The organism is Alteromonas sp. PRIM-21, from assembly GCF_027563165.1.
GTDB classification, from domain to species: Bacteria; Pseudomonadota; Gammaproteobacteria; order Enterobacterales; family Alteromonadaceae; genus Alteromonas; species Alteromonas macleodii_A.
Genome location: NZ_JADOEK010000004.1, coordinates 263,424 through 286,342 on the forward strand (window position 1 = coordinate 263,424; position 22,919 = coordinate 286,342).

Here is a 22,919-nt window from a genome sequence, read left to right on the forward strand (position 1 = left end):
CAGTTTCGCGTAAGCATGCATCAGTGGCAATAAGGAACGTATAATGTTTGCAGTTGATCACATTATTTTACTTAGCGCAGTGCTGGCCATTTTAGGTGTGCTGGCCAGTAAGCTGTCTCCGCGCTTTGGCGTACCTGTATTGGTGCTATTCCTTGGTGTTGGTATGCTGGCTGGTGAAGATGGGATTGGCCGAATTTTCTTTGATAATGCCGATGCCGCCCATGCTATAGGTACATTTGCTCTCATCCTTATTCTATTTGATGGCGGACTGCAAACATCTAAAAAGTCCATACTTCAAGCATGGAAGCCAGCTGCTTTGCTTGCCACCTTTGGCGTTGTGGGGACAGCGGTGCTTACCGGTGTGGCGGCCATGATTATCCTCGATTTACCGCTCTATAAAGGCTTATTGCTTGGCGCTATTGTGGGGTCAACCGATGCTGCTGCGGTATTTTCGGTTTTGCGCAATGCAGGTATCCGCATTCCCGCTAAGATAAAGTCCACGCTGGAGCTTGAAAGTGCGTCGAACGATCCTATGGCCATATTCCTCACTATTGGCCTTATTACGCTTATTCAAGATAGCACGACTAAACCCTTGGATTTGCTCTCTTTATTTGCTAGCCAAATGGGCGTTGGCGCAGCAGTTGGCCTTGCAATAGGCGGTATTGCTGTGTGGCTTTTCAGGCGTGTAACTTTAATGGCCATAGGCTTGTACCCGGTATTTGTGATGTTATTTGGGGTATTGTCTTTTGGTTTAGCAGCAAACTTAAATGGCAGTGGCTTCCTCGCTACTTTCATTACGGGCGTCATCGTGGGGAACAGCCGCTTTGCGTATCAGCGTAATACCTTTGTGTTTCTCGACGGACTGGCTTGGTTGGGGCAAATTGCCATGTTCGTTATCCTCGGCTTGCTCGTTACACCCACCGAGCTTTTCGTAAACTGGAAGGAAGGCTTACTCATTGCGTTTGTGCTTATTTTTGTTGCACGCCCGCTGGTGGTTATGCCTATTTTGCTGCTCTCGAAGTTCTCGTTTAAAGCATCGCTTCTTATATCATGGGTGGGTTTGCGAGGTTCGGTGCCAATTATTTTAGCTATTTTCCCGCTGATATTTGGTATGCCTTACGCTGAGCTTATTTTCAATGTGGTGTTCTTTATTGTGCTTATCTCCGCCTTGTTGCAGGGCTCAACCTTACCTTTCGCAGCGCGCAAGTTAGGTTTAGTGCTAAATGATGAAGTAAAGGAATCGAGTACGCTAGAAATTGTTAAAGTTGCCAAAAGTAAGCGCGAACTTATAGAGATAGAAGTATCCAAGTTATCGCCGGCTTTGAACAAAACCATCAGTGAAATATCGCTTCCTGACAATACGGTAGTGGCGATGATTGCTCGTGGTGAACAAACTCTTATACCTAAAGGCAGCACCAAAATAGAATCGGGTGATCAAATATTTATTATCACTAAACTACTCGATAAAAACGCCGTTGAACAATGCTTTTACAATGAGCAGGAATAGGGTGCTATTGTAGGGTACTTCATGTAGAATGCGCCGCGGAGTTGGCCAGGCAATCGCCGCTTTCGTAAGAAAGGGGAGGAAAGTCCGGGCTCCAAAGGGCAGGGTGCCAGATAACGTCTGGGCGGCGTGAGCCGACGACAAGTGCAGCAGAGAGAAGACCGCCTAAGCATGTTTACATGCCGGTAAGGCTGAAAGGGTGCGGTAAGAGCGCACCGCACCTCTGGTAACAGAGTGTGGCAAGGTAAACTCCACCCGGAGCAAGACCAAATAGGATCCCTCAACGTGTGGCCCGCATGGGGATCGGGTAGGTTGCTTGAATCAGTGAGCGATTGCTGATCTAGAGGAATGGTTGCCCACGACAGAACCCGGCTTACGGCCAACTCCCCCTAATTCTGAAAATCTATGCTTATCAGTATTTTGCTGGTAAGCATAGAGTGCTCTAAGCCCCCTTTTCACAGAGGCGTCACACATCATGTCACACTTATCAGTTCCACACGCTATACTGCGTTGAAACACATATCATTTTAATTAACTGCACAAATCATCTATTGTTCGTAGATCGTTACGTACTAGCTGTAGAGTTGAAGCGTTAAAATTAGTCAGTAAAATATTAGGTAGGGCCAAGTTGGAGGAAGCAGACTACTCGGCTATTCCAATCCTAGCGAAAACTTTAACATAGAGTTTAGCGCATTTAACCTTAAGCCCATTCGTGCATTTATTGGTTTGCAAACGTCTTATATTGCAGCACCTGTTTCCAGTGATTGGGTTGGGACGTGGGATATGGCATTATAATCCGCAGCACCTAAGGTAATGCGGAAGTCGGTACTAATGGAATTGATTGTCATTAATGAGTTAGTAAGGGACTTCAGAGTAAAAATCTTTAGACGGTTTGCATAAAATTCAAAGCTGCTCTTCATTTTATTTAGAGAAAATAATTATTATTTAATCGTGACTGAGTTTGATGAACGGTATTTTTGTTATTACCCTCGACCGATTAGCAGAAATTCAGCTTCCAGATCTGCTAATCACTATTAAGAAGGGGTTTCATCTTTCATTTTCGAGCTAGAGAAGCAAATAATTGGAAACTCAAAAAAGTCGATTATCAATCACCCGCACTTTCGTGGGGCAACTGATAATCCTACTTAGCTGAGGTTTTAGTTGCTTGTAAAAGTATAACTTGCGGAGAAAGTTTCTCCTGTTTCTTGAATCTCAAAACCATAATTCAGCGTTACCGTGGCCCCGCCTGTTAGTGGAGAGATTAATTCGAACTCTACCTCTACTCCATCGGCTAATACTAAGCCCTCAGACAAATTTGAAATAGTTGGTACTACTTGGCCTGTCCCATCAGTCGCAGTGAGGTTGATGATTGTAAAACTTTGCGCTTCCGCAACAATCCTAAATGTATCAAGAGTATACCTAGTTGGAGTTGGGATTCCCGTTACATTAGCAGTCACTGTAGAATTAGACGAATATGGCAATGGTACTTCACTGAATACTGGATCGAAAAAACCACTTTCCCTATACAGCTTCACGCTTGGTTGCACAGCATCTACCGTAAGAGTATCTGGTTCACTATCTTCAATTCCGTCATTTACTATTAAACTGATTACATAACTTCCATCTAAATCGGGCGTAAAACCAGGGTTTACTGTCGTTTCGTCATCAAATGTGGAGAGACTGCCAGTTGGCTTTGAAACAAAACTCCAAGAATATAATAAACCGTCTCCGTCAGCGTCGGTGCTACCACTACCGTCTAAATACACAGTAGTACCCGCCGTTACATTTTGATCATTACCGGCATTCGCTACAGGTGCAGAATTCGCAGTTGCCGCAATCACAGAGACTGTATCAGCTGCACTATCGACAGTTCCATCATTAACGATTAATTGCGCGACGTATGTACCATCTACATCAGCTGTGAAGGTTGGCGAAACGTTAGTCGGGTTTGTCAAACTAGCATTGCTACTAGAAGGGAAGGATGTAAGCGACCAAGCGTAAGAAAGCGTATCACCATCGGCGTCTGAACTGGCACTGCCATTGAGGGTCACAACTGTGCCTGTTGATGCATTCTGATCATTACCAGCATTCGCTACAGGTGCAGAATTCGCAGTTGCCGCAATTACAGAGACTGTATCAGCTGCACTGTCGACAGTTCCATCATTAACAATTAATTGCGCGACGTATGTACCATCTACATCAGCTGTGAAGGTTGGCGAAACGTTAGTCGGGTTTGTCAAACTAGCATTGCTACTAGAAGGGAAGGATGTAAGCGACCAAGTGTAAGAAAGCGTATCACCGTCGGCGTCTGAACTGGCACTGCCATTAAGGGTCACAACTGTGCCTGTTGATGCATTTTGATCATTACCGGCATTCGCTACAGGTGCAGAATTCGCAGTTGCCGCAATTACAGAGACTGTATCAGCTGCACTGTCGACAGTTCCATCATTAACGATTAATTGCACAACGTATGTACCATCTACATCAACTGTGAAGGTTGGCGAAACGTTAGTCGGGTTTGTCAAACTAGCATTGCTACCAGAAGGCAAGGATGTAAGCGACCAATTGTAAGAAAGTGTATCACCGTCGGCGTCTGAACTGGCACTGCCATTAAGGGTCACAACTGTGCCTGTTGATGCATTTTGATCATTACCAGCATTCGCTACAGGTGCAGAATTCGTAGTTGCCGCAATTATAGAGACTGTATCAGCTGCACTGTCGACAGTTCCATCATTAACGATTAATTGCGCGACGTATGTACCATCTACATCAGCTGTGAAGGTTGGCGAAACGTTAGTCGGGCTTGTCAAGCTAGCATTGCTACCAGAAGGTAAAGATGTAAGCGACCAAGTGTAAGAAAGTGTATCACCATCGGCATCTGAACTGGCGTTGCCATTGAGGGTCACAACTGTGCCCGTTGATGCATCCTGATCGTTACCAGCATTCGCTACAGGTGGAGAGTTCTGTACTTCCTGAGGTGGTGAATTATCTGAACTAGATCCTCCACCGCAACCGTAAAGAGACAAAGTTAGACCGAAAACTGCTATTAACTTCTTCATTTTTTAGATTCCACGTCCTGTGGTTAAAATTTAGCGAGAGGTGGACGTACTACCGACTCACTATTACTATTTGATATAAGTAGGGGATGATTTTAAGTTACTTTTCTCAAGTTAATTCCAATTTCGTAACGTGAACTTTTTGTTATTAGTTTTATTTGTTGATATTTTCTGACCAACTATTGACATAGAGTCCTACAATTTTTCTTTGTCAATGTCGCAAAACGTACACAAGAGACTGTCAGCTTTGATTTAGTCCTATGTGAAAGGAAATTTTTAATAGGGGTTATGCATATTCTTTATCGCTTTTTCTAGCCAAAACCTGTTGCATTTCAGAAGCAGTGCCTACAGTTGAAAAGTCGAAGTCTTAGTATTCTAAAGCTAATTTGAGAAATGTAATGGTTTATGAACCACAAAAGCTGAAACTCAATTGCTGATAGTCACAGGAGAAGCGAGCGCTTGAAGCAGTTCCCGAAAAGGGAAAAAGTATAAGTATTGAAAAGAGCTTCATTTGATATCCTTATTCTCTATTATTTTTTGAAAGCCAATATTGGAAACTAGGTTCGTGAGCACCGCAGCTAGAGTGTTCTTGAAGAACGGGTGAACCGATAGCATTAAGGATGAAATAGACCTTAGCAATCAACCTTGACCCTAATACCTTGAGAAGAGCGGTTAAATTTTTAGAGGACCTTTCCATTTGGGTGAAGTTGGCAGGAGCTAGCAAAAACGATTTTACATTCCCTTCAACTAACCTTTCTGACTGTTCTATTTTTTCTTTAGTCTTATCTTCTTCCATGAATTCTTTATTTATACTAAAGTATAATGTTTAGTGTATTTCAACTACCCTCCTATGTCTACACATAAGTTCCTATCAATCCAGAATGCGACCGAAAGTTGATATATATCGGCACCTAAAGTGCATTATGGTGTAAGTATAAGTGTTACAAGCAAGAGCCTAAATCTAATCAGAAAAACATTGGTGTTAGAAGAATAGGGATTGGACAGCTTTTGTTATACTGATAGTATAGGTAGGAAATCTGCACCTATGCTAGAGCTTCCCTCCTGTCCAGGGTATATCAAACAAAGCAATCAAAAAAACTAATAAACTAAATTCGACGTAGTCAATCCTTAGTGGCATTCCATGCACCTAATCTAAAAGGAATAAGCATGAAAACCAAAGACGAAAGCAAACCTTTAGAATCTACACTCGTTGAATAAATCAACAGTTCACAATTCAATAAAATGCAATTGTCCACTTCACCTATACATGTATTTATACATAAAGAGTCAGAAAGCACTCAGTAAGAGCGAGATATATCCTCCTTCGCAGGAAACTCTGGGGCAAATCCTAGGCCATCATCAGCCATAAATTGGCACGGATTTGAAGAGACTTGGCGAGATTGGTCTTATAGATTACAAGGGCTATAGGCATAAAAGGGTCAAAATTTTTATTTCTGTACGTCTTGTGTCGGGAATAAAAATTTTGAAAGTTCACTAATCAAAGCGAAATGAGATGGGTAGTGTTATTCTCTTAGTATCACACTTAACGTCACACGATCTTGTCTGGACAGAGTGAAAGTATTTGATGCCATGGTTACTCGGAGTAATTACGCCCGGCTTACGGCCAACTCCACTCTTTTCTTTGATAGCTTCTCAAAGCATGTTTATGGTGCCGCTTTTAGACGATACTTTTCCTGATTAAGATGAAGGCTATTCCTTTAGAAAGGTGAAGCCTCTACCTGAAAGTAAACCCTCAGGCAGAGACATTTATCGCGCGTTACTGGAAGAAGTAGCGGAACGTTGCGCCTACTGTGCGAGGCTGGTTCACCGTAAACCCAAGTCGAGCTCGTCCACCGCGTTCTCTATCAAACGAAAGCTGTGCGTTTTCATCAAACAGGTTGTTGGCGTATAGCAAGACTTCGTAGTCATCGTAGGTAAGACCAAAGCTCATGTTCATTGTACCGTAGTCGTCTAGCAACAAATCCAACTCTGTTGTTTCTGTACCGGTTGCACCACCAAAGGCAAGCCCTGATGTGAAGGTGCCTGCGCCAGCAACTTGGTCACTAGGCTGGGTAATGCGGTCGCCCACGTATTGATAAGAGCCTTGGAAGTAGGTGCTGTTTGACGAGAATAAAGGCTGCGCTAAATCATAAGTAAATGCGATAGCGAAGCTTTCTTCAGGTACTGACGCCAAACGGTTGCCATCTTCAACGCCACCTAGTACCGCACCATCGCCGTCAACAACCGTAGAATCGAACTCAGCTTCGATAATGCTTCCGGTTAATGAGAAAAATAGCTGGTCGGTAAACTGACGTGTAAGTTCAAATTCAATACCTTGGGTATGGGCTTCAGGTACGTTAAATGACACACGTGAAGAACAAGAACCCGCATCTAAGGTAACTTGAAGGTCTTCAATGTCGTTGTAGAAAGCTGAAACGTTTGCTGTCCAGCCCCGTCCTGACGACTTCATGCCTATCTCATAGTTAGTGAGTTTTTCATCGTCATAGTCTTGGAACGAACCAAAGATGGCTTCGTCTTGGTCGGTACACAAGCTTCTATTTAGCGGGTCATTTACACCGCCAAGTCTAAAGCCTTGCGATACTTGGGCATTTAAATTCACGTTTTCATTCAGGCTATACTGACCAATTACGCGTGATGTGAAGCCGTCTGACTCTGTCGAATCAGTTTGGTTGTCGCCGTTGGCAAACAAGCCGCCGGAAATAAATTGGCGCTCTTCTTCATAATCGTAAAAGCGAGAGCCCACGGTCATTTTGAAGTCATCGTTAACTTGATAGTTCACTTCACCAAACACAGCAAGCTGCTTTAAGTCATAAGGCAAGTAGGCGTTGTAAGGCGAATCGGCCTCAAAGCCATTGGAAACCGCTGCCGACGTGCCTTCACCTAATGTAGCATCTGTAAACGCATCATAGCCGGGGGTAGGAAGTGACTGATCGTAAACGCGTTCAGTTGAAGAGTAGAAAGCGCCAACTAACCAGTCTAGTGCACCATCGTCATTAGACGCGGCGCGAAGCTCAAAGGTGTCTTGCTCTACTTCGGTTCTATCCAATAGGTTCGACGGTAATAATACGGCTTCATCCGGGAAACCTAAGTCGATACTCACCGAACCGGAGAGTGCGCTGGCATCACGGCTAACCAGTATATCTCGGTCGGTATAGCTATAAACAAAGGTAAAGTCGGCAACATCAGCTTGATATTCAGCGGTTACATCAGCTATCAAGGTTTCATCAGTAAACCCTTCCTCAAGCAAAAGATACTGTTCGCGCTCACCCAATTGAATAGCAGGGCGTGTCGTAGTGTAAGGGTTTGCAAACACGTTGTAGACTTCTTCCCTATTAAACCCGTTCATCTCGAGTTCTTGGTAAATAAGTCGTGGCGTTATGGTGAGTTTATCATTAGGTGCGATAACAAACGCTACACGTCCGCCAGTTCTGTCACCGTCATTAACGTCCTCGCTAAACGCGCCGTTCTCACCAAGGGCATCAATAAAGCCCGCATAATCGGTACGATATACCACTGCGCGCATAGCAACTGTATCTGAGATTGGTACGTTCACCATACCTTTTACATGACCGCCTACACCGCCGTCTGTCACACTATTAAGGTTAGCTTCAAACTTACCTTCAAAGGTGTCTAATTCAGGCTGGTTGGTAATGTAACGAAGAGTCCCGCCGATAGAGCCCGAGCCGAAAAGTGTACCCTGCGGCCCACGTAGGGTTTCTATGCGGTTAAGATCAAAAAGATCGAGGTCTGGGGTAAACAAAGATAGTGAAATAACGCTTTCATCAAGATAGACGCCAACCTGCTCTTTAACGCCAGGTTGGTCTCGTACTATTTGCCCTGCCGATACACCACGCATTGAAACCTGACTTTGCCCCGGCCCCAAATTTTGAATAGAGACGCTCGCCACGTTTCTAGCGACGTCTTCCAAATTACCAGCGCCGCTGCGCTCAAAGTCTCGCTGGGTTTGTGCGTTAATTGAAAAAGGAATGTCTTCAATGGATTCAGCGCGCTTTGTTGCCGTTACTATAATTTGCTCAAAGTCATCATCATCCGCTTGTTGTGTGTCCTGTGCAATTGCACCAGAGCTAAGCAGCCCCATTACTGCAATGCTAAGTGTGCTTCGTCTAAACGACGGTTTTTTTATTTTAAACATAAGTTCATCCAGGTGGTTGTTTCTATTTTGTTATTAGGCAAGGGGGTAATGTGGCAAAAAAAATTGGCTTTTTCTATATATGGGAAATAAATATTTCTACTTTGGTAGTATAAGGTGGTTTGTATTTCATTGTGTTGCTTTTTTGTTAACTGCCTCTTTGGCGTTGAAAATGCGTCTAAAAGGTCAAAATAAGTGTCTATTAGGCTAATTACATCGCAAATAATCTAGGTATGATCCCGCTTAGATGAGATTTAGCTTTTACATAAAAATATCTTAGTTCTAGCAAACGATTGATGAAAAGATAGTCAAAGTGCAAAACCCTTACCCAAACCGAAGAGCAAAAACAAAAGTCATACGAGAGAAGTGCAATGGAAAAGCCAGTAAGAGCCAATGATTTACTAAAAGGTATGCTAGCAATTGTTGTTGCAAGTTTTCTGTGGGGGACAACAGGTACTGCAGCACAGTTTGCGCCCCAAATCAGCCCTCTGGCCATCGGTGCATTTGCCATGGGGATAGGTGGTGTACTGCTTTGCTTAAGTGCTAGAAAATCGCTAGTAGAAGATGCACGAATTTTATTAGCTAAACCACTTACCTTTTTATTTGGTAGTGCTTGCGTTGCAATTTATCCACTCGCTTTTTACAGCGCTATGCGCTTGTCAGGTGTCGCCATAGGTACTGTAGTATCTATCGCTAGTGCACCTTTATTCGCGGCGCTTTTAGAGTATTTTCTAAGTAAAAGGCCCGTATCTTTAAAATGGTTTATAAGCTTTATATTCGGCGCACTGGGAATTGGCCTATTAACTATGGGCAAAGCTGAGGGGGCGTTGGAGCTATCAGCGCCTAATAATAATCAGATATTCGGCGTTACTTTGGGGTTAATTGCAGGTTTAACTTACGCGGGGTATTCGTGGGCAGCAAAACAACACATTGACACTGGCGCAAACTCAAAGTCTGCTATGGCCGGTCTTTTCGGCTGTGCTGCATTAGTCTTGCTCCCTTCTCTTTGGTTTACTGGTCAGAACCTGTTTGCTAACGCTATCCACACGAGTGTTTCACTTTACATGGCCGTAGTGCCAATGTTTCTTGGATACTTGCTGTTTGGTTATGGTCTTCGCACTACTGAAGCCAGTAAAGCCACGCTTATCACACTCATAGAGCCACTGGTTGCGACACTTTTCGCTATCTTCCTTATTGGTGAAGTGTTCAAGCCTGTGGGGTGGGTTGGCATGACGCTGGTAAGCCTATGTCTGTTTATCCAATCAGTAAGGTTACCTTTTCTTTCAAAGCGCTATGGCAGAAAAGCAGCGGCATAGCCTTATTTAAACCAATTCACTATTCCTCTCGGCACTTGCCCAGTGATCTACCTTGTCGATGAGATCTTCAGCATCGAAAGGCTTACTTAAATAATCGTCCATTCCCGCTTCAACACAGCGCTCTTTATCACCTTTCATTGCATTTGCGGTCAGGGCGATAATCGGAACGTTTAGGTAACGCTCTCCAGCTTCCCCGTTTCTAATGCGCTTAGTTGCTTCAAAACCATCCATTTCTGGCATTTGACAATCCATCAAAATGACATCAAAGGTCACCTTCATTTTATTCAGTGCCTCTAATGCTTCTAAGCCAGATTTGGCGCTCAGGGTAGTATGGTTGCTTAGGTGCTGTTTCACGATTATCTGATTGATATCGTTGTCTTCAACAATAAGCACTTTACGCTTTTTACCTTTTTCTCGTTTTAACGAGGACGCGTGGTGCACAGGGACTAGCAAAGTTTCATCTGCAGGCTCAAGAGAAATAGTGAAAGAGAACGTACTCCCGTGGCCTTTTACACTTTCAAGTTTTATGCTGCCACCCATTAGTTCGCAAAGTTGCTTACTAATTGATAAACCTAGACCGGTTCCGCCGAACTTGCGGGTAGTTGATAGATCTTCTTGCGTGAAGACATCGAAAATAGTGCTTTGCTTATCTTGCGCAATACCTATTCCCGTGTCTTTTACGCTACATAAAAGTGTAAGGCTGTCGTCTGCGTCTTGTTTAATACTAGTAGTTACTTCAATGTATCCAGTGTCAGTAAACTTGACGGCGTTGCCCAACAAGTTCGACAAAATTTGCCTGAAACGCACGTCATCACCTTGTACAACGTGGAATCCCTGTAAATCAAAGTGGAAGTGTAGCTCAAGACCTTTTTCCTGGCACATGATGGCGTACTGACTTTGAAGATTTTCAAGGGACTCTAAAATATCGAAAGGATTATCTTCGATTTGTAGCTGCCCTGCTTCAATTTTAGAAAAGTCTAAAATGTCATTTACGATATGTAAAAGGCCTTGAATACTAAACTTAGCGAGTGAAAGGTAATGCTTCTGCTCTTCAGTAAGTTCAGAGTTCGCCATTAGCTGCAAAACACCAGATATGCCGTGTATAGGCGTGCGTATTTCGTGGCTCATACTTGCTAAGAAGCTAGACTTCAGTCGAGCAGACTCTTCGGCTTTCTCTCTCGCGTCTTGAAGGTATTGCTCCGTTTGTCGTTGCTGCGTAACATCTTGCTGAAAACCGATGTAATGCGTCACTTCGCCATTAGTTTTAACTGGGGTCAAATTTAATCGGTTATAAAAAGCACTGCCGTCTTTTCTGTAGTTAAGTAGTGTAGTTTCAATAGGCTCTCGTGTCGCAATGGCTTTGCGAATTTGCTCAACGGTTTGCTTACTGGTTTCATCACCTTGCATAGAGCGACAGTTGTGCCCAATCATTTCGCTTCGTTTGTAGCCAGTTAATTCTTCAAATGCACTATTTACATAAATAATTGGCTGTCCGACTCGTTTAACGTCAGAAATAATAATTGAAACAGTCGCTTCATCCATCGCGTGGGTAAGTACGTTTACGTGGCTTTCTAATGCGCGCTGCTCAGTAACGTCACTTCCTACATATATATCACCACGAATATTGCCATTTACGTCAGCAAGGGATGCTTTTGTCCAACGAATATAACGTTCTTTGCCCGAATTAACTGAAAAGTGCGTCAGCTCATCGCTCTGCTTCGCTGATAACTTCCGTACTATCATCTTTAATATTGCGTTCTTTTCACCGTATTGGTCATCGCAAAACATGTCGAAGCGTTTATTTGAAATGAGGATTTCTTGATTCTGATCGACCACGACCAGCATGTCGCCCATCGATTCTAATACATTAGAAAACTGCTCGTTAGAGAGTGATACCTCGGTCAAGTCCCAGATAAGCTTATCGAAAGCGGCTCGAATGTCGGCTAACTCTTTTGCCTCAACTTGCGATTCATCGTTTAAATACGTTGTATTGTCACTGTTAAGGCGATTTTTAATATCGTCATAAAGCGTTGAAAGGGTTCGCTCGGCCAAGGTTCCGGTCATACTCACCATATGCAATATAATGAAAATGAACCCCACAACCATTGCTAATAAAACAATGCCTGTCCAGGCAACCTCTCTGTATGCAGTAATAGTTGGCTTAACGCTATATAACTGAAGATTCTTCCAGCTGGTTTGCTTAATAGAATAACCACTTTGGTTAAACGCTAAAAAGCTTGAGTTTGGCGCTATTAAAGAGGGCTCGCTACTAAATAGTACGTTTCCGTTTGAATCTGTGACTAACTGGTTAGTAAGTCTAGGGTAGGGCGCGAGTAATGATTGAAGGCTATCGACGTACATGACAAGGGCACCTTCAGAGACGCCATTGAGCAGAACGGGGACGCTGATGACTACTCCGTATTTAGATACGGATGAAAAGGTGTTTGATGAGCCAAGCGTTTGCTGACGCCAAGCACTGCTTAACGACTCAGGAAGCGTAGCACTCCAGTTTTTGTCTATAACTTTCTCACCTGCAAAATCAAACAGTGCAAATTCTACAGTTTTTGCCTGGGTAAGATTTAAAGAGCGAAAAAACATAGGTAGATAATTATCTCGCTGCTGTATATCAACCAGCGAATTAATAATAATGTCGTTTGCCGCTAGATCAGCTAGCTGACGCGTTGTATCGCTAACAATGAAGCTAATATCTTGCTCGAGCCCTTCTACCGACTGCTGCTGAAGGTCATTACTTTGCTTAACAATGAAGTGAAAGGAAAGGGCAACTAGCGTAATAGACAGCACTGCTATTAGTAGCGCTAGCCTTGGGATCATGCTTGAAAGCAATAAAGAACGCAGCCTCATAGGTTCATGCTGCATTATTTCTTGCCCGTTGTTACCAAATGGCCTTTATCATTAATCTTCGTCATAAAATAATCCTTTGACCAAAGTGCATCATGCCTTTCTTTAGTGAATGGAGCTTCATAGTATTTAACAGCGCCCTGAATGTCTTTGAGCGATTCTAAAGCGTTGCGCAACTCGTTAACTTGTATGCTATTTGCTTTATCGGCAGCGATAGCAATTAAATGAATTAAATCATAAGCATGGGCTAAACCCGTGACTCCTTCAATAGCTGCTGCATCAATAAGTCCATATTTATTATAATAGGCTTCTAACAGTTGTTTAGCCTTGTTATTTTTCTGATGGTGGAAGTGAAACGTTTGAAGAACTGATATGTCGTGCTGATTAATAGGGTTGGCTAGTTGAGATGCGAACTGACCTGACGCTATACCCCAGTGAGAAACAACAGGAAGCGAGCTTAGGCCTTGTTCAGCCAATGCATCTACAACAACCACACCTTCAGGTACGTTGGTAACTAATATGACACTGTCTGCCTTCGAATCTTTTATCGCCTTAGCATCTTCAGAAAAATCTTTCTGTTGCCAATTAATCCAATAGGTTGCGCTAATGTTTATCCCTTGATCCTGTGCCGCTTTAGTTAAAGACTCAAGGTTAGAACGTCCCCATCCTGTTCGTTCTAGAACCAAAGCGACATTAGATAATTCTCTGGATTTTACAAAGTCTATCAGTACAGACGCTGCTTCAGCGTCACGTACTGAGATTCGAAAAATGTTATTGGGGGAATGATCATTGTCTACTATGGGGGTGCCGGCGGCCCAGGGAACCAGCATGAGAATATTCTTAGCATGTATAATATCAATTTCCGCAAGCACCACAGGAGTGTGTACTCCACCAATGACGGCTAGTAAATTTGGCATTTGCGCAAACTGTTCAATATTGTAAATACCGCGAGCAGGATTTCCTCGATGATCTTTCTTAATCACTTTAAGTGTACGACCAAGTATCCCCCCATTTGCGTTAATTTCCTCGACGGCTAGCTCTACGCCTCGAGTAATAGCAACGCCTCCCTCTACAGCTACTGCCGAGAGATCTGCATCAATACCTATAATTAGCGGCTCTTGAGTACTTTTAGCTTGGCATGAATTAAAGAAGGATATAAAGCAGAGGAGCGCTGATAAAATAAGATGTACACGCATGGATTAGCCACCTGATTGATTACCCTTAAAAGTGTATAGCAATGTGCTGAGCGTTTTATTATTTACGCATTATCCTTTAGTCTAAGTTTGCTTGTTATACGAACAGTTTTTCGATGAAACACCCTTTATACTTCCGTTAGGAATAAACCAATGTGGCACGATTCTACTATTGAACAAAAGGCGTGAAGCTAAATGATTGTTTAGTGAACAGCTATGTGAGAGCGCAGAGCACGGTAAAAATTAAAACATACCTGTGCCAGTGAGAAGGATATCCTCTTTTGCTAACACAAATTAAGGAGAACAGTAGTTTGGAGTATAAGTGCGAAATACAACATTGCCTACAATTATAGATGTGGAAGCAAGTGGATTTGGGGCGGCGAGTTACCCCATAGAAATAGGCATTGTGCGCTATGATGGTGCAAAGTGGTGCAAACTACTGAGGCCATTTGACTCTTGGGTACACTGGGATACAAAAGCAGAATCGCTTCACGGCATCTCTCAACAAATGTTGCAAGCACGTGGCGAAGAGCCCCACAAAGTGTGTGTTGAGCTAAATAACTTTTTAGGGAATACCATTGTATACAGTGACGGGTGGGTGGTTGATAATCCTTGGTTGATTAAGCTTTTCTCGACTGCGCAAGTTGAAATGTCATTCACCTGCCGTGCCCTCGAATATATATTGAGTGAGTCTCAAATGGATAATTGGCACGACGTCAAAAACAGTCTTTCCGCTGAACTAGACGTAAAGCGTCATCGGGCGAGTTCCGATGCAATGATAATTCAGCAAACCTATGCTAAAACAATGGCGCTCACTCAGAAGTGATTCTGTGTTGCCTTTTCAGTAAGGGGAGCGCAATTTTGGCGTCGCGGCCTTCGCTAAGCCATAGGTAGTTATATTACTAGAACAGGTAATTAACACCTAAAGAAAGCGCCATATTCTCTTCTTCTCCAACTTGTCTATGCTCTAGCTCTACGGCCATGTTTAATCCTTCGCTTTGGCCAAGCAGCCAACCTAATCGCGTAAAAGTACCTACATCGTGCGGTAAATAAAGCCACTCGGCATAATGTTGAAAAGCGGTATTATTTGTTTTGTAGGTTGCATAAACCTTCTGCGGCACCCAAGTGTTGAAACGCCGGCTGGCGCTAAACATACCTTGTGAGCCCGCTGGATAGGTATAGGTGTTATCGTAGAGGTAGGTTTCGGTCGTGGATTGAACGCGGTACATGCTGTTTAGCTGCCACCGAGCTATCTTCTTGCTCTTAAACTGAATTGGGCTGTAGTTGGTATTGTTTACTTCCGCGAACGCGGGCAAGGCCGTTATTGAGACAGCCAGTGCAAAGGCGAGGAAAATACCAGTAACCATATTCATGGAAGAGCCCAAGTTGTTGTTGTTATCATGGCTTGTAAACAACCAGTAACTACAAGCAATAGTGTGTTCGTTATTTAAGCATAGACCCAAAAACAAAGGTTGGAAATAGCCTTTACCGTTTTTAATTTAGCTGGCTAGCTTGTTTAACTTGAAAGACTTCAACGAAAAACGCCGCCAAGCTGCATAGCTTCAATGTAAAGCGTAACAACCTAGCGGCGTTTTCAATAAGCGTTATATGCTTATTGGGTTAGACCGAAGCTTTCAGTGCTTCTGCTTTATCCGTTGCTTCCCATGGGAATTCGTTACGACCAAAGTGACCGTATGCAGCAGTTGGGCGGTATATAGGGCGCTCAAGGTTTAGCATTTGGATAAGGCCGTAAGGGCGCAAGTCGAAGTGTTCACGCACTAATGCTACCAATGTTTTTTCATCTACTACACCTGTACCAAAAGTATCGATGCTGATAGACGTCGGCTCTGCAACACCAATGGCGTAAGACACTTGAATTTCACAGCGCTTAGCAAGGCCCGCGGCAACAATGTTCTTAGCAACATAACGGCCGGCGTATGCTGCGCTGCGGTCTACTTTTGATGGATCTTTACCAGAAAACGCACCGCCGCCGTGACGAGCCATGCCACCGTAAGTGTCTACGATGATTTTACGGCCTGTTAGACCACAGTCGCCCATTGGACCACCGATAACGAATCGACCTGTTGGGTTAATGTGAAAGCGCGTATTTCCATCAATCCATTCGCTTGGTAGTACTGGCTTGATGATTTCTTCCATTACCGCTTCGCGAACCGTTTCAGTGCTTACTGAATCGCAGTGTTGGGTAGAAAGTACAACAGCGTCAATGCCCACTGGCTTGTCGTTTTCGTATTTAAAAGTGATTTGGCTTTTTGCGTCTGGACGCAACCAGTCTAGTTTGCCAGATTTACGTACTTCCGCTTGTTTTTGTACAAGGCGGTGAGAGTACGTGATAGGTGCCGGCATAAGTACGTCAGTTTCATCGCTAGCGTAACCGAACATTAGGCCTTGGTCGCCCGCGCCTTGTTCTTCTAGGCTTGCACGGTCAACACCTTGATTAATATCAGGAGACTGTTTACCAATAGCATTTAATACGGCACATGAATCGGCGTCAAAGCCCATGTCTGAGTGCGTATAGCCAATTTCTTTTACTGTTTTGCGAGTAAGCTCTTCAATGTCTACCCATGCAGAAGTGGTAACTTCACCACCTACTAAAACCATACCGGTTTTTACATACGTTTCGCAGGCCACCCGAGCGCGAGGATCTTGTTCTAATATAGCGTCAAGAACCGCATCTGAGATCTGATCAGCAATTTTGTCCGGATGTCCTTCAGACACTGACTCGGATGTGAATAAATGCGTGGCCATAAATGCTCCGTAAGCGTTAAATTATCAAAATAGTCGTATATTGTACTAAAACAAGTTATAAATACCAGTCTTTACTTCTAGACGTCTAAAAGTCTCTTTGTTACGAATAGTTGACATAACCCGATCATTTTTGGGGTTATTTCGATGTATAACAAAGACAAAGACATTAAGTGTTATCGACAATACCGTGGGCTTTATAAGCTTCTTTGATGTTTTTGGATTTACTTTCGATAATGGCAATGAAAATCCATTGAACTGAAAGGTGGCATGGGTAAGAATAGCCTCACATTCAAAAGTGCCTAGAAGTAGAGCAAGAGCAGACAATTGATGTTCCCCAATGCTCACATCAATTACTATCGTGGTACCAAAAGATACAAAATAAATCAGGAGACAACATGCCCTCTCGTCGTGAACTCGCCAATGCTATCCGTGCATTAAGCATGGATGCCGTTCAACAAGCTAAATCTGGTCACCCAGGCGCCCCAATGGGGATGGCTGATATCGCGCAGGTACTATGGGGTGATTTCTTATCACACAATCCTGCGAACCCGTCATGGGCCAACCGCGACCGCTTTGTACTTTCAAACGGCCACGGCTCGATGCTGTTGTACTCTCTACTTCACCTTTCAGGCTATGAACTGCCTATTGAAGAGCTGAAGAACTTCCGTCAGCTACATTCTAAAACGCCTGGCCACCCAGAGTACGGTTATGCACCCGGTGTTGAAACCACCACTGGCCCATTAGGTCAAGGTATAAGCAACGCTGTAGGTATGGCGCTTGCTGAAAAAGTACTTGCTGCGCAATTTAACAAAGACGGCCACACTATTGTTGATCACCACACCTATGCATTCCTAGGCGACGGCTGTTTGATGGAAGGTATTTCTCATGAGACATGTTCACTAGCCGGCACGCTAGGCCTTGGTAAGCTCATCGCGTTTTGGGATGACAACGGCATTTCAATTGACGGTGAAGTAGAAGGTTGGTTTACTGACGATACACCAGCACGCTTTAAGAGCTACGGTTGGGAAGTGATTGAAGGCGTCGACGGTCACGATGCTGAGCAAGTCAAAGCCGCCATTGAAAAGGCGCAAGCGAATACAGCGCAGCCTACACTTATTTGTTGTAAAACTACCATTGGTTTCGGCTCACCTAATAAAGAAGGTACTGAGTCTTGCCACGGTGCACCACTAGGTGATGACGAGATTGTCGCCACACGTGAAAAGCTTGGCTGGAGCCATGGTGCGTTCGAAATTCCAGACGATATCTACGCGGGCTGGGATGGTAAAGACAAAGGCTCAAAAGCGGAAAGCGCATGGAACGACGCTTTCGCAGCATACGAAGCAGAATACCCAGAGCTTGCAGCAGAATTCAAACGCCGTGTAAATGGCGAACTGCCAGCAGATTTCAGCGACAAAGCAGACGCAATTATTGCTGAGCTTCAAGCGAACCCACAAAACATTGCTTCACGTAAAGCATCGCAAAATGCATTAAACGCGTTTGGTCCGTTACTTCCTGAGCTATTAGGCGGCTCTGCCGACCTTGCGGGTTCTAACCTAACCATTTGGGAAGGCAGTAAAGGCGTTGAAGCAAACGATGCATCAGGTAACTACATTTATTACGGTGTACGTGAATTTGGTATGTCTGCCATGATGAATGGTATTGCCCTTCACGGTGGCTTCAAAGCATACGGTGCAACCTTCTTAATGTTTATGGAATATGCACGTAATGCGGTGCGTATGGCGGCGCTTATGAAGCAGCCTGCAATTTTCGTTTACACTCACGATTCAATTGGTCTAGGTGAAGACGGCCCAACGCACCAGCCGGTAGAGCAGGTGGTTGCGCTACGTGCGACGCCTAACCTTGATAACTGGCGTCCTTGTGATCAGGTTGAGTCTGCTGTGTCGTGGAAGTCTGCCATTGAGCGCACTGACGGCCCAACAACGCTAATCTTCACGCGTCAAGGCTTAGCCCAGCAAGAAAGAACGGCTCAACAAGTTGCAGATATTGCTAAAGGTGGTTACGTACTAAAAGATTGCGAAGGTACACCAGAGCTTATTCTTATTGGTACCGGTTCTGAAGTTCAGTTAGCCGTTGAAGCAGCAGAAAAACTTACCGAGCAAGGTAAGGCCGTTCGCGTAGTATCTATGCCATCAACTGACGTATTCGACCGTCAGTCAGCTGACTACCGAGAAAGTGTACTGCCGTCTAGTGTTGTAAAACGCGTAGCGGTTGAAGCCTTGTCTAAAGACAGCTGGTACAAGTACGTTGGCTTTAACGGCGCTATCGTAGGTATGGACACCTTTGGTGAGTCTGCACCTGCAGGCGACCTATTTAAGCACTTCAACATTACCACTGACGCTGTAGTAGAGGCTGCACTGTCTCTGTAAGAGGTAATAGATAAGCCTATGGTAAATATTGCCATAAATGGGTTTGGTCGTATTGGTCGTAACGTATTGCGCGCACTTTATGAAAGTGAGCGCAATAACGAATTTAAAATTGTGGCCATTAACGACATTGCTAAACCCGAGGGCATAGCACATTTACTTAAATACGATACCGCCCACGGGCGGTTCCGTTTTGATGTGGCCTTAGAAAACAACACGCTTAATGTGGCAGGCGACGATATTACGTTGCTCGCGATAAGCGATATTAAAGACCTACCCTGGAAAGACTTAGGCATTGATATTGTGCTTGAGTGTACGGGAAAGTTCGATGACAGAGCATCGGGGCAAGCTCATTTAGATGCGGGCGCTGGCAAAGTACTTTTCTCTTCACCCGGTTCACCAGATTTAGACAATACGGTCATTTTTGGTACCAATGAAGACACGTTGACCAGTGAACAAAAATTAGTCTCCAACGGCTCTTGTACCACGAACTGCATTGTTCCGGTTATTCAAGCGCTAGACGCCGCGTTCGGTGTTGAAAGTGGTACGATCACAACCATTCACGCGTCTATGCACGATCAGCAAGTTATCGATGCTTATCACGAAGATTTGCGCAGAACCCGTGCCGCGAGTCAGTCAATTATTCCCGTTGATACACGCCTTGCCGCCGGTATAGAGCGTATTCTGCCTAAGTTTGCGGGTAAGTTCGAAGCCATTGCCGTGCGTGTACCTACTATCAATGTTACTGCTATGGACTTAAGCGTAACGCTTCAGTCTAAGGTAACTATTGAACAAGTGAATCAAGCACTTCGCAATGCAAAAGCAGGGCGATTGCAGGGCATTTTGGACTACACCGAAGAGCCTTTGGTGTCGGTAGATTTCAATCACGACCCTCACTCGTGTATTGTAGATGGCACACAAACAAGAGTCAGTCACAAACAACTAGTTAAAACACTGGTGTGGTGTGACAACGAATGGGGTTTTGCAAACCGTATGCTCGATACCGCTAAAGTGATGTTCGACGCAAAATAAAGCATTGATGCTGCCAAGGGTTGGTAGCACCAGCCCGCGCAGCTTTCACAGTTAATTTGAGCGTGTTTCACTTGTTTCAACACGCTCTACTGAATTTAAATTAACATAGGAAAGACGATGGCAATTCCAAGCATGAGCGATATGGCCCTAAATGGCCAGCGCGTACTAATTAGACAAGATTTAAATGTGCCGGTAAAAGACGGCAAAGTAACTTCAGATGCGCGTATCAAAGCATCTATTCCTACAATTAAAGCAGCACTAGACGCTGGTGCAGCAGTTATGGTGATGTCTCACCTTGGCCGTCCTACTGAAGGCGAGCCTGCCGATGAGTTTTCTCTTCAACCTGTTGTTGATTACCTTAACGACGCCCTAGACGTACCGGTTAAGCTTGTTAAAGACTACCTAGATGGCGTTGAGCTTGCAGACGGCGAATTGGTTATCCTTGAAAACGTACGTTTTAACAACGGCGAAAAGAAGGACGACGAAACGTTAGCGAAACAGTACGCAGCACTTTGCGATATTTTCGTTATGGATGCCTTTGGTACCGCTCACCGTGCACAAGCCTCTACTCATGGCGTTGCTAAATTTGCACCAAAAGCCTGTGCTGGCCCATTACTTGCTGCTGAATTAGATGCACTGGGTAAAGCGCTAGACAACCCTAAACGCCCAATGGTTGCTATTGTTGGTGGTTCAAAAGTATCGACCAAGCTAACCGTACTAAAAACACTAGCTGAAAAAGTTGATCAGTTAATTGTAGGTGGCGGTATCGCCAATACCTTTATTGCAGCGCAAGGGCACAATGTAGGTAAGTCGCTGGTTGAAATGGACTTAACTGAGCAAGCTACGCAGCTTATGAATGAAGCACAGGCAAATGGCGGTAATATTCCAGTGCCGACTGACGTAGTAGTAGGCAAAGCGTTCGATGAAAATACTGAAGCGACGCTAAAAGTAGTCAGTGACGTTGCTGACGACGATATGATTTTTGATATCGGCCCAGACTCGTCAAAAGCGTTAGAAGATATTATTAAGAATGCGGGCACCATTGTTTGGAATGGCCCTGTAGGCGTTTTTGAATTTGAACAGTTCAGTGCAGGTACGAAAGCGCTTTCAGAAGCGATTGCAGCAAGCGACGCATTCTCAATCGCAGGTGGTGGTGATACACTAGCAGCAGTTGATAAATACGGAATTGCCGATAAGGTTTCTTATATTTCAACAGGTGGTGGCGCGTTCCTTGAGTTCTTGGAAGGTAAAACACTACCAGCGGTAGCAGTACTAGAAGAAAAAAATAAATAAGCCTAAGCGCTGTATAAAAACGCAGCGCATAAAAGCTCTCGATAGCTAAGGCCTAGTGCAAAGTTGCCCCAACATGCGTCACGCTCAGTAACAGCATTTTTGAGCGTGACCATTTAATCGGAGACGATTACCCCAGCGAAACAGTGAAGTACGCTGGCATAAATACCAATTTTATTACAGATGTGTTTACTCTAGGTGCCGGCTAGCCGTGTAAGAGACAAACAGATCTTTAATAGAATTGGTATAACAATAAACCCTACACCTGTCTATTAAGGCAGTAATATACAAAAGGAGTGTTGCAATGGCATCACAAGCTCAGCAGGCAATGCTGGATAAACTGAAAACACAAACCGGTTTTATTGCAGCGTTAGATCAAAGCGGCGGTAGTACACCTAAAGCGTTACGCTTATATGGCATCGAAGAATCTGAATACAGCTCAGACGAAGAGATGTTTAATCTAGTTCACGAAATGCGTACACGCATTATCACCAGCACCCCTTTTAGCGGCGAACGCGTTCTTGGCGCAATCTTATTTGAAAACACCCTTGATAGAGAAATTGAAGGCATGTCTACTGCGCACTTCTTGTGGCAGAAAAAGCGTGTCATCCCTTTCTTAAAAGTTGATAAAGGATTGGCTGAAGAAAGCAATGGCGTTCAAGTGATGAAGCCTATGCCTGGACTTGATGCACTGCTTGCTAAAGCGGTAGCACAAGACGTATTTGGCACTAAGATGCGCAGTGTGGTGAAGCTAGCGAACCATCAAGGTATTAAAGATGTCGTTGCTCAGCAGTTTGAAATAGGTAAGCAAATTTTAGCTGCTGGCCTTGTTCCAATTATCGAGCCAGAAGTTGATATTCACAGCCCGCAAAAAGCAGAAGCTGAAGCGCTACTTAAGTTAGAGATCCTAACCCAGCTTAATCTTCTTAGCGAAGGTGAAGAAGTGATGCTTAAGCTAACGCTACCCACTGAAGCTAACTTTTATAAAGAGCTTGTTGATCACCCTCGCGTACTTAAAGTGGTTGCACTTTCTGGCGGCTACAGCCGTGACGATGCAAACGCAAAACTATCAGAAAACCAAGGCATGATCGCGAGCTTCTCTCGTGCATTAACCGAAGGTGTATCTGCACAGCAATCTCAAGAAGAGTTTGAAGCAACACTAGATAAAGCGATTGAAGGTATTTACCAAGCTTCTAAAGCCTAGACTTTTTCTTAACTTGTTGACTAGTCCTAGAATAAGTTGACACTTATTTTGTTTAGAACGCCCGATGTATCTCATCGGGCGTTTTGTATTTAAGGGCCAGATGCGGGCGTTTTTCATTATATATTGCCACTGACTCCGCTACCA

14 protein-coding genes and 1 other RNA gene are annotated in these 22,919 nt (G+C 44.2%); 8 read left to right on the top strand and 7 right to left on the bottom strand.

Translation table 11 applies throughout. The features are described from left to right. Window positions 1-43 precede the first annotated feature (43 nt). On the top strand, window positions 44-1,507 hold the full coding sequence (locus tag IW644_RS08950) for a potassium/proton antiporter (RefSeq protein WP_179982459.1): 1,464 nt from the start codon (window positions 44-46) through the stop codon (window positions 1,505-1,507). Window positions 1,508-1,544: 37 nt separating this feature from the next. After that, window positions 1,545-1,895, top strand: an RNA gene (gene rnpB / locus IW644_RS08955) — RNase P RNA component class A. 766 nt (window positions 1,896-2,661) lie between these two features. Here rnpB and IW644_RS08960 read toward each other — a convergent pair. The 3 genes from IW644_RS08960 to IW644_RS08970 all read right to left on the bottom strand — a co-directional run bounded on the left by IW644_RS08960 (window position 2,662) and on the right by IW644_RS08970 (window position 8,734). Further along, window positions 2,662-4,563 (bottom strand): PKD domain-containing protein, encoded by a 1,902-nt coding sequence (locus IW644_RS08960; RefSeq protein WP_269917307.1) that lies wholly within the window; start codon window positions 4,561-4,563, stop codon window positions 2,662-2,664. A gap of 517 nt (window positions 4,564-5,080) precedes the next feature. Further along, entirely contained in the window at window positions 5,081-5,356 is a 276-nt protein-coding gene (locus tag IW644_RS08965) for a hypothetical protein (RefSeq protein ID WP_269917308.1), read from the bottom strand. A gap of 981 nt (window positions 5,357-6,337) precedes the next feature. Next, window positions 6,338-8,734, bottom strand: coding sequence for a TonB-dependent receptor (locus IW644_RS08970; RefSeq protein WP_269917309.1), 2,397 nt, complete (start codon window positions 8,732-8,734; stop codon window positions 6,338-6,340). A 368-nt stretch (window positions 8,735-9,102) separates the two neighbouring features. Here IW644_RS08970 and IW644_RS08975 point away from each other — a divergent pair, with 368 nt between their 5' ends. Continuing rightward, window positions 9,103-10,047, top strand: a complete 945-nt coding sequence (locus IW644_RS08975) for a DMT family transporter (RefSeq protein ID WP_269917310.1) — start codon at window positions 9,103-9,105, stop codon at window positions 10,045-10,047. Between the two features lie 6 nt (window positions 10,048-10,053). Here the strand turns inward: IW644_RS08975 and IW644_RS08980 are convergent, their stop codons facing one another. Next, on the bottom strand, window positions 10,054-12,924 hold the full coding sequence (locus tag IW644_RS08980; RefSeq protein ID WP_269917311.1) for an ATP-binding protein: 2,871 nt from the start codon (window positions 12,922-12,924) through the stop codon (window positions 10,054-10,056). Then, the gene (locus IW644_RS08985; RefSeq protein WP_269917312.1) at window positions 12,924-14,102 is read right to left on the bottom strand and encodes an ABC transporter substrate-binding protein; all 1,179 of its coding nucleotides are present in this window, start codon (window positions 14,100-14,102) and stop codon (window positions 12,924-12,926) included. The genes IW644_RS08980 and IW644_RS08985 overlap by 1 nt, the downstream gene beginning before the upstream one ends. Before the next feature lie 319 nt (window positions 14,103-14,421). Here IW644_RS08985 and IW644_RS08990 point away from each other — a divergent pair, with 319 nt between their 5' ends. Further along, entirely contained in the window at window positions 14,422-14,925 is a 504-nt protein-coding gene (locus IW644_RS08990; RefSeq protein WP_269917313.1) for a 3'-5' exonuclease, read from the top strand. A 76-nt stretch (window positions 14,926-15,001) separates the two neighbouring features. Here IW644_RS08990 and IW644_RS08995 read toward each other — a convergent pair whose 3' ends face one another. Both IW644_RS08995 and metK read right to left on the bottom strand, forming a co-directional pair. Beyond that, a complete protein-coding gene (locus IW644_RS08995; RefSeq protein WP_179982467.1) occupies window positions 15,002-15,472 on the bottom strand; it encodes a hypothetical protein in 471 nt (156 codons plus the stop codon). A gap of 247 nt (window positions 15,473-15,719) precedes the next feature. Then, the gene (gene metK, locus IW644_RS09000; protein ID WP_269917314.1) at window positions 15,720-16,865 is read right to left on the bottom strand and encodes a methionine adenosyltransferase; all 1,146 of its coding nucleotides are present in this window, start codon (window positions 16,863-16,865) and stop codon (window positions 15,720-15,722) included. Between the two features lie 395 nt (window positions 16,866-17,260). Here metK and tkt point away from each other — a divergent pair, with 395 nt between their 5' ends. From tkt to IW644_RS09020, 4 genes are all read left to right on the top strand, one after another. Continuing rightward, window positions 17,261-19,252 carry a transketolase gene (gene tkt / locus IW644_RS09005; RefSeq protein WP_269917315.1) on the top strand — a complete coding sequence of 664 codons (1,992 nt, stop codon included), beginning with the start codon at window positions 17,261-17,263 and terminating at the stop codon, window positions 19,250-19,252. An 18-nt stretch (window positions 19,253-19,270) separates the two neighbouring features. Continuing rightward, window positions 19,271-20,281 (top strand): erythrose-4-phosphate dehydrogenase, encoded by a 1,011-nt coding sequence (gene epd, locus IW644_RS09010; RefSeq protein ID WP_269917316.1) that lies wholly within the window; start codon window positions 19,271-19,273, stop codon window positions 20,279-20,281. Between the two features lie 117 nt (window positions 20,282-20,398). After that, window positions 20,399-21,574: a phosphoglycerate kinase gene (locus IW644_RS09015; protein WP_061484790.1), complete on the top strand. Its 1,176-nt coding sequence runs from the start codon at window positions 20,399-20,401 to the stop codon at window positions 21,572-21,574. 301 nt (window positions 21,575-21,875) lie between these two features. Continuing rightward, window positions 21,876-22,775 (top strand): fructose bisphosphate aldolase, encoded by a 900-nt coding sequence (locus IW644_RS09020; protein ID WP_269917317.1) that lies wholly within the window; start codon window positions 21,876-21,878, stop codon window positions 22,773-22,775. Window positions 22,776-22,919: the final 144 nt, after the last annotated feature.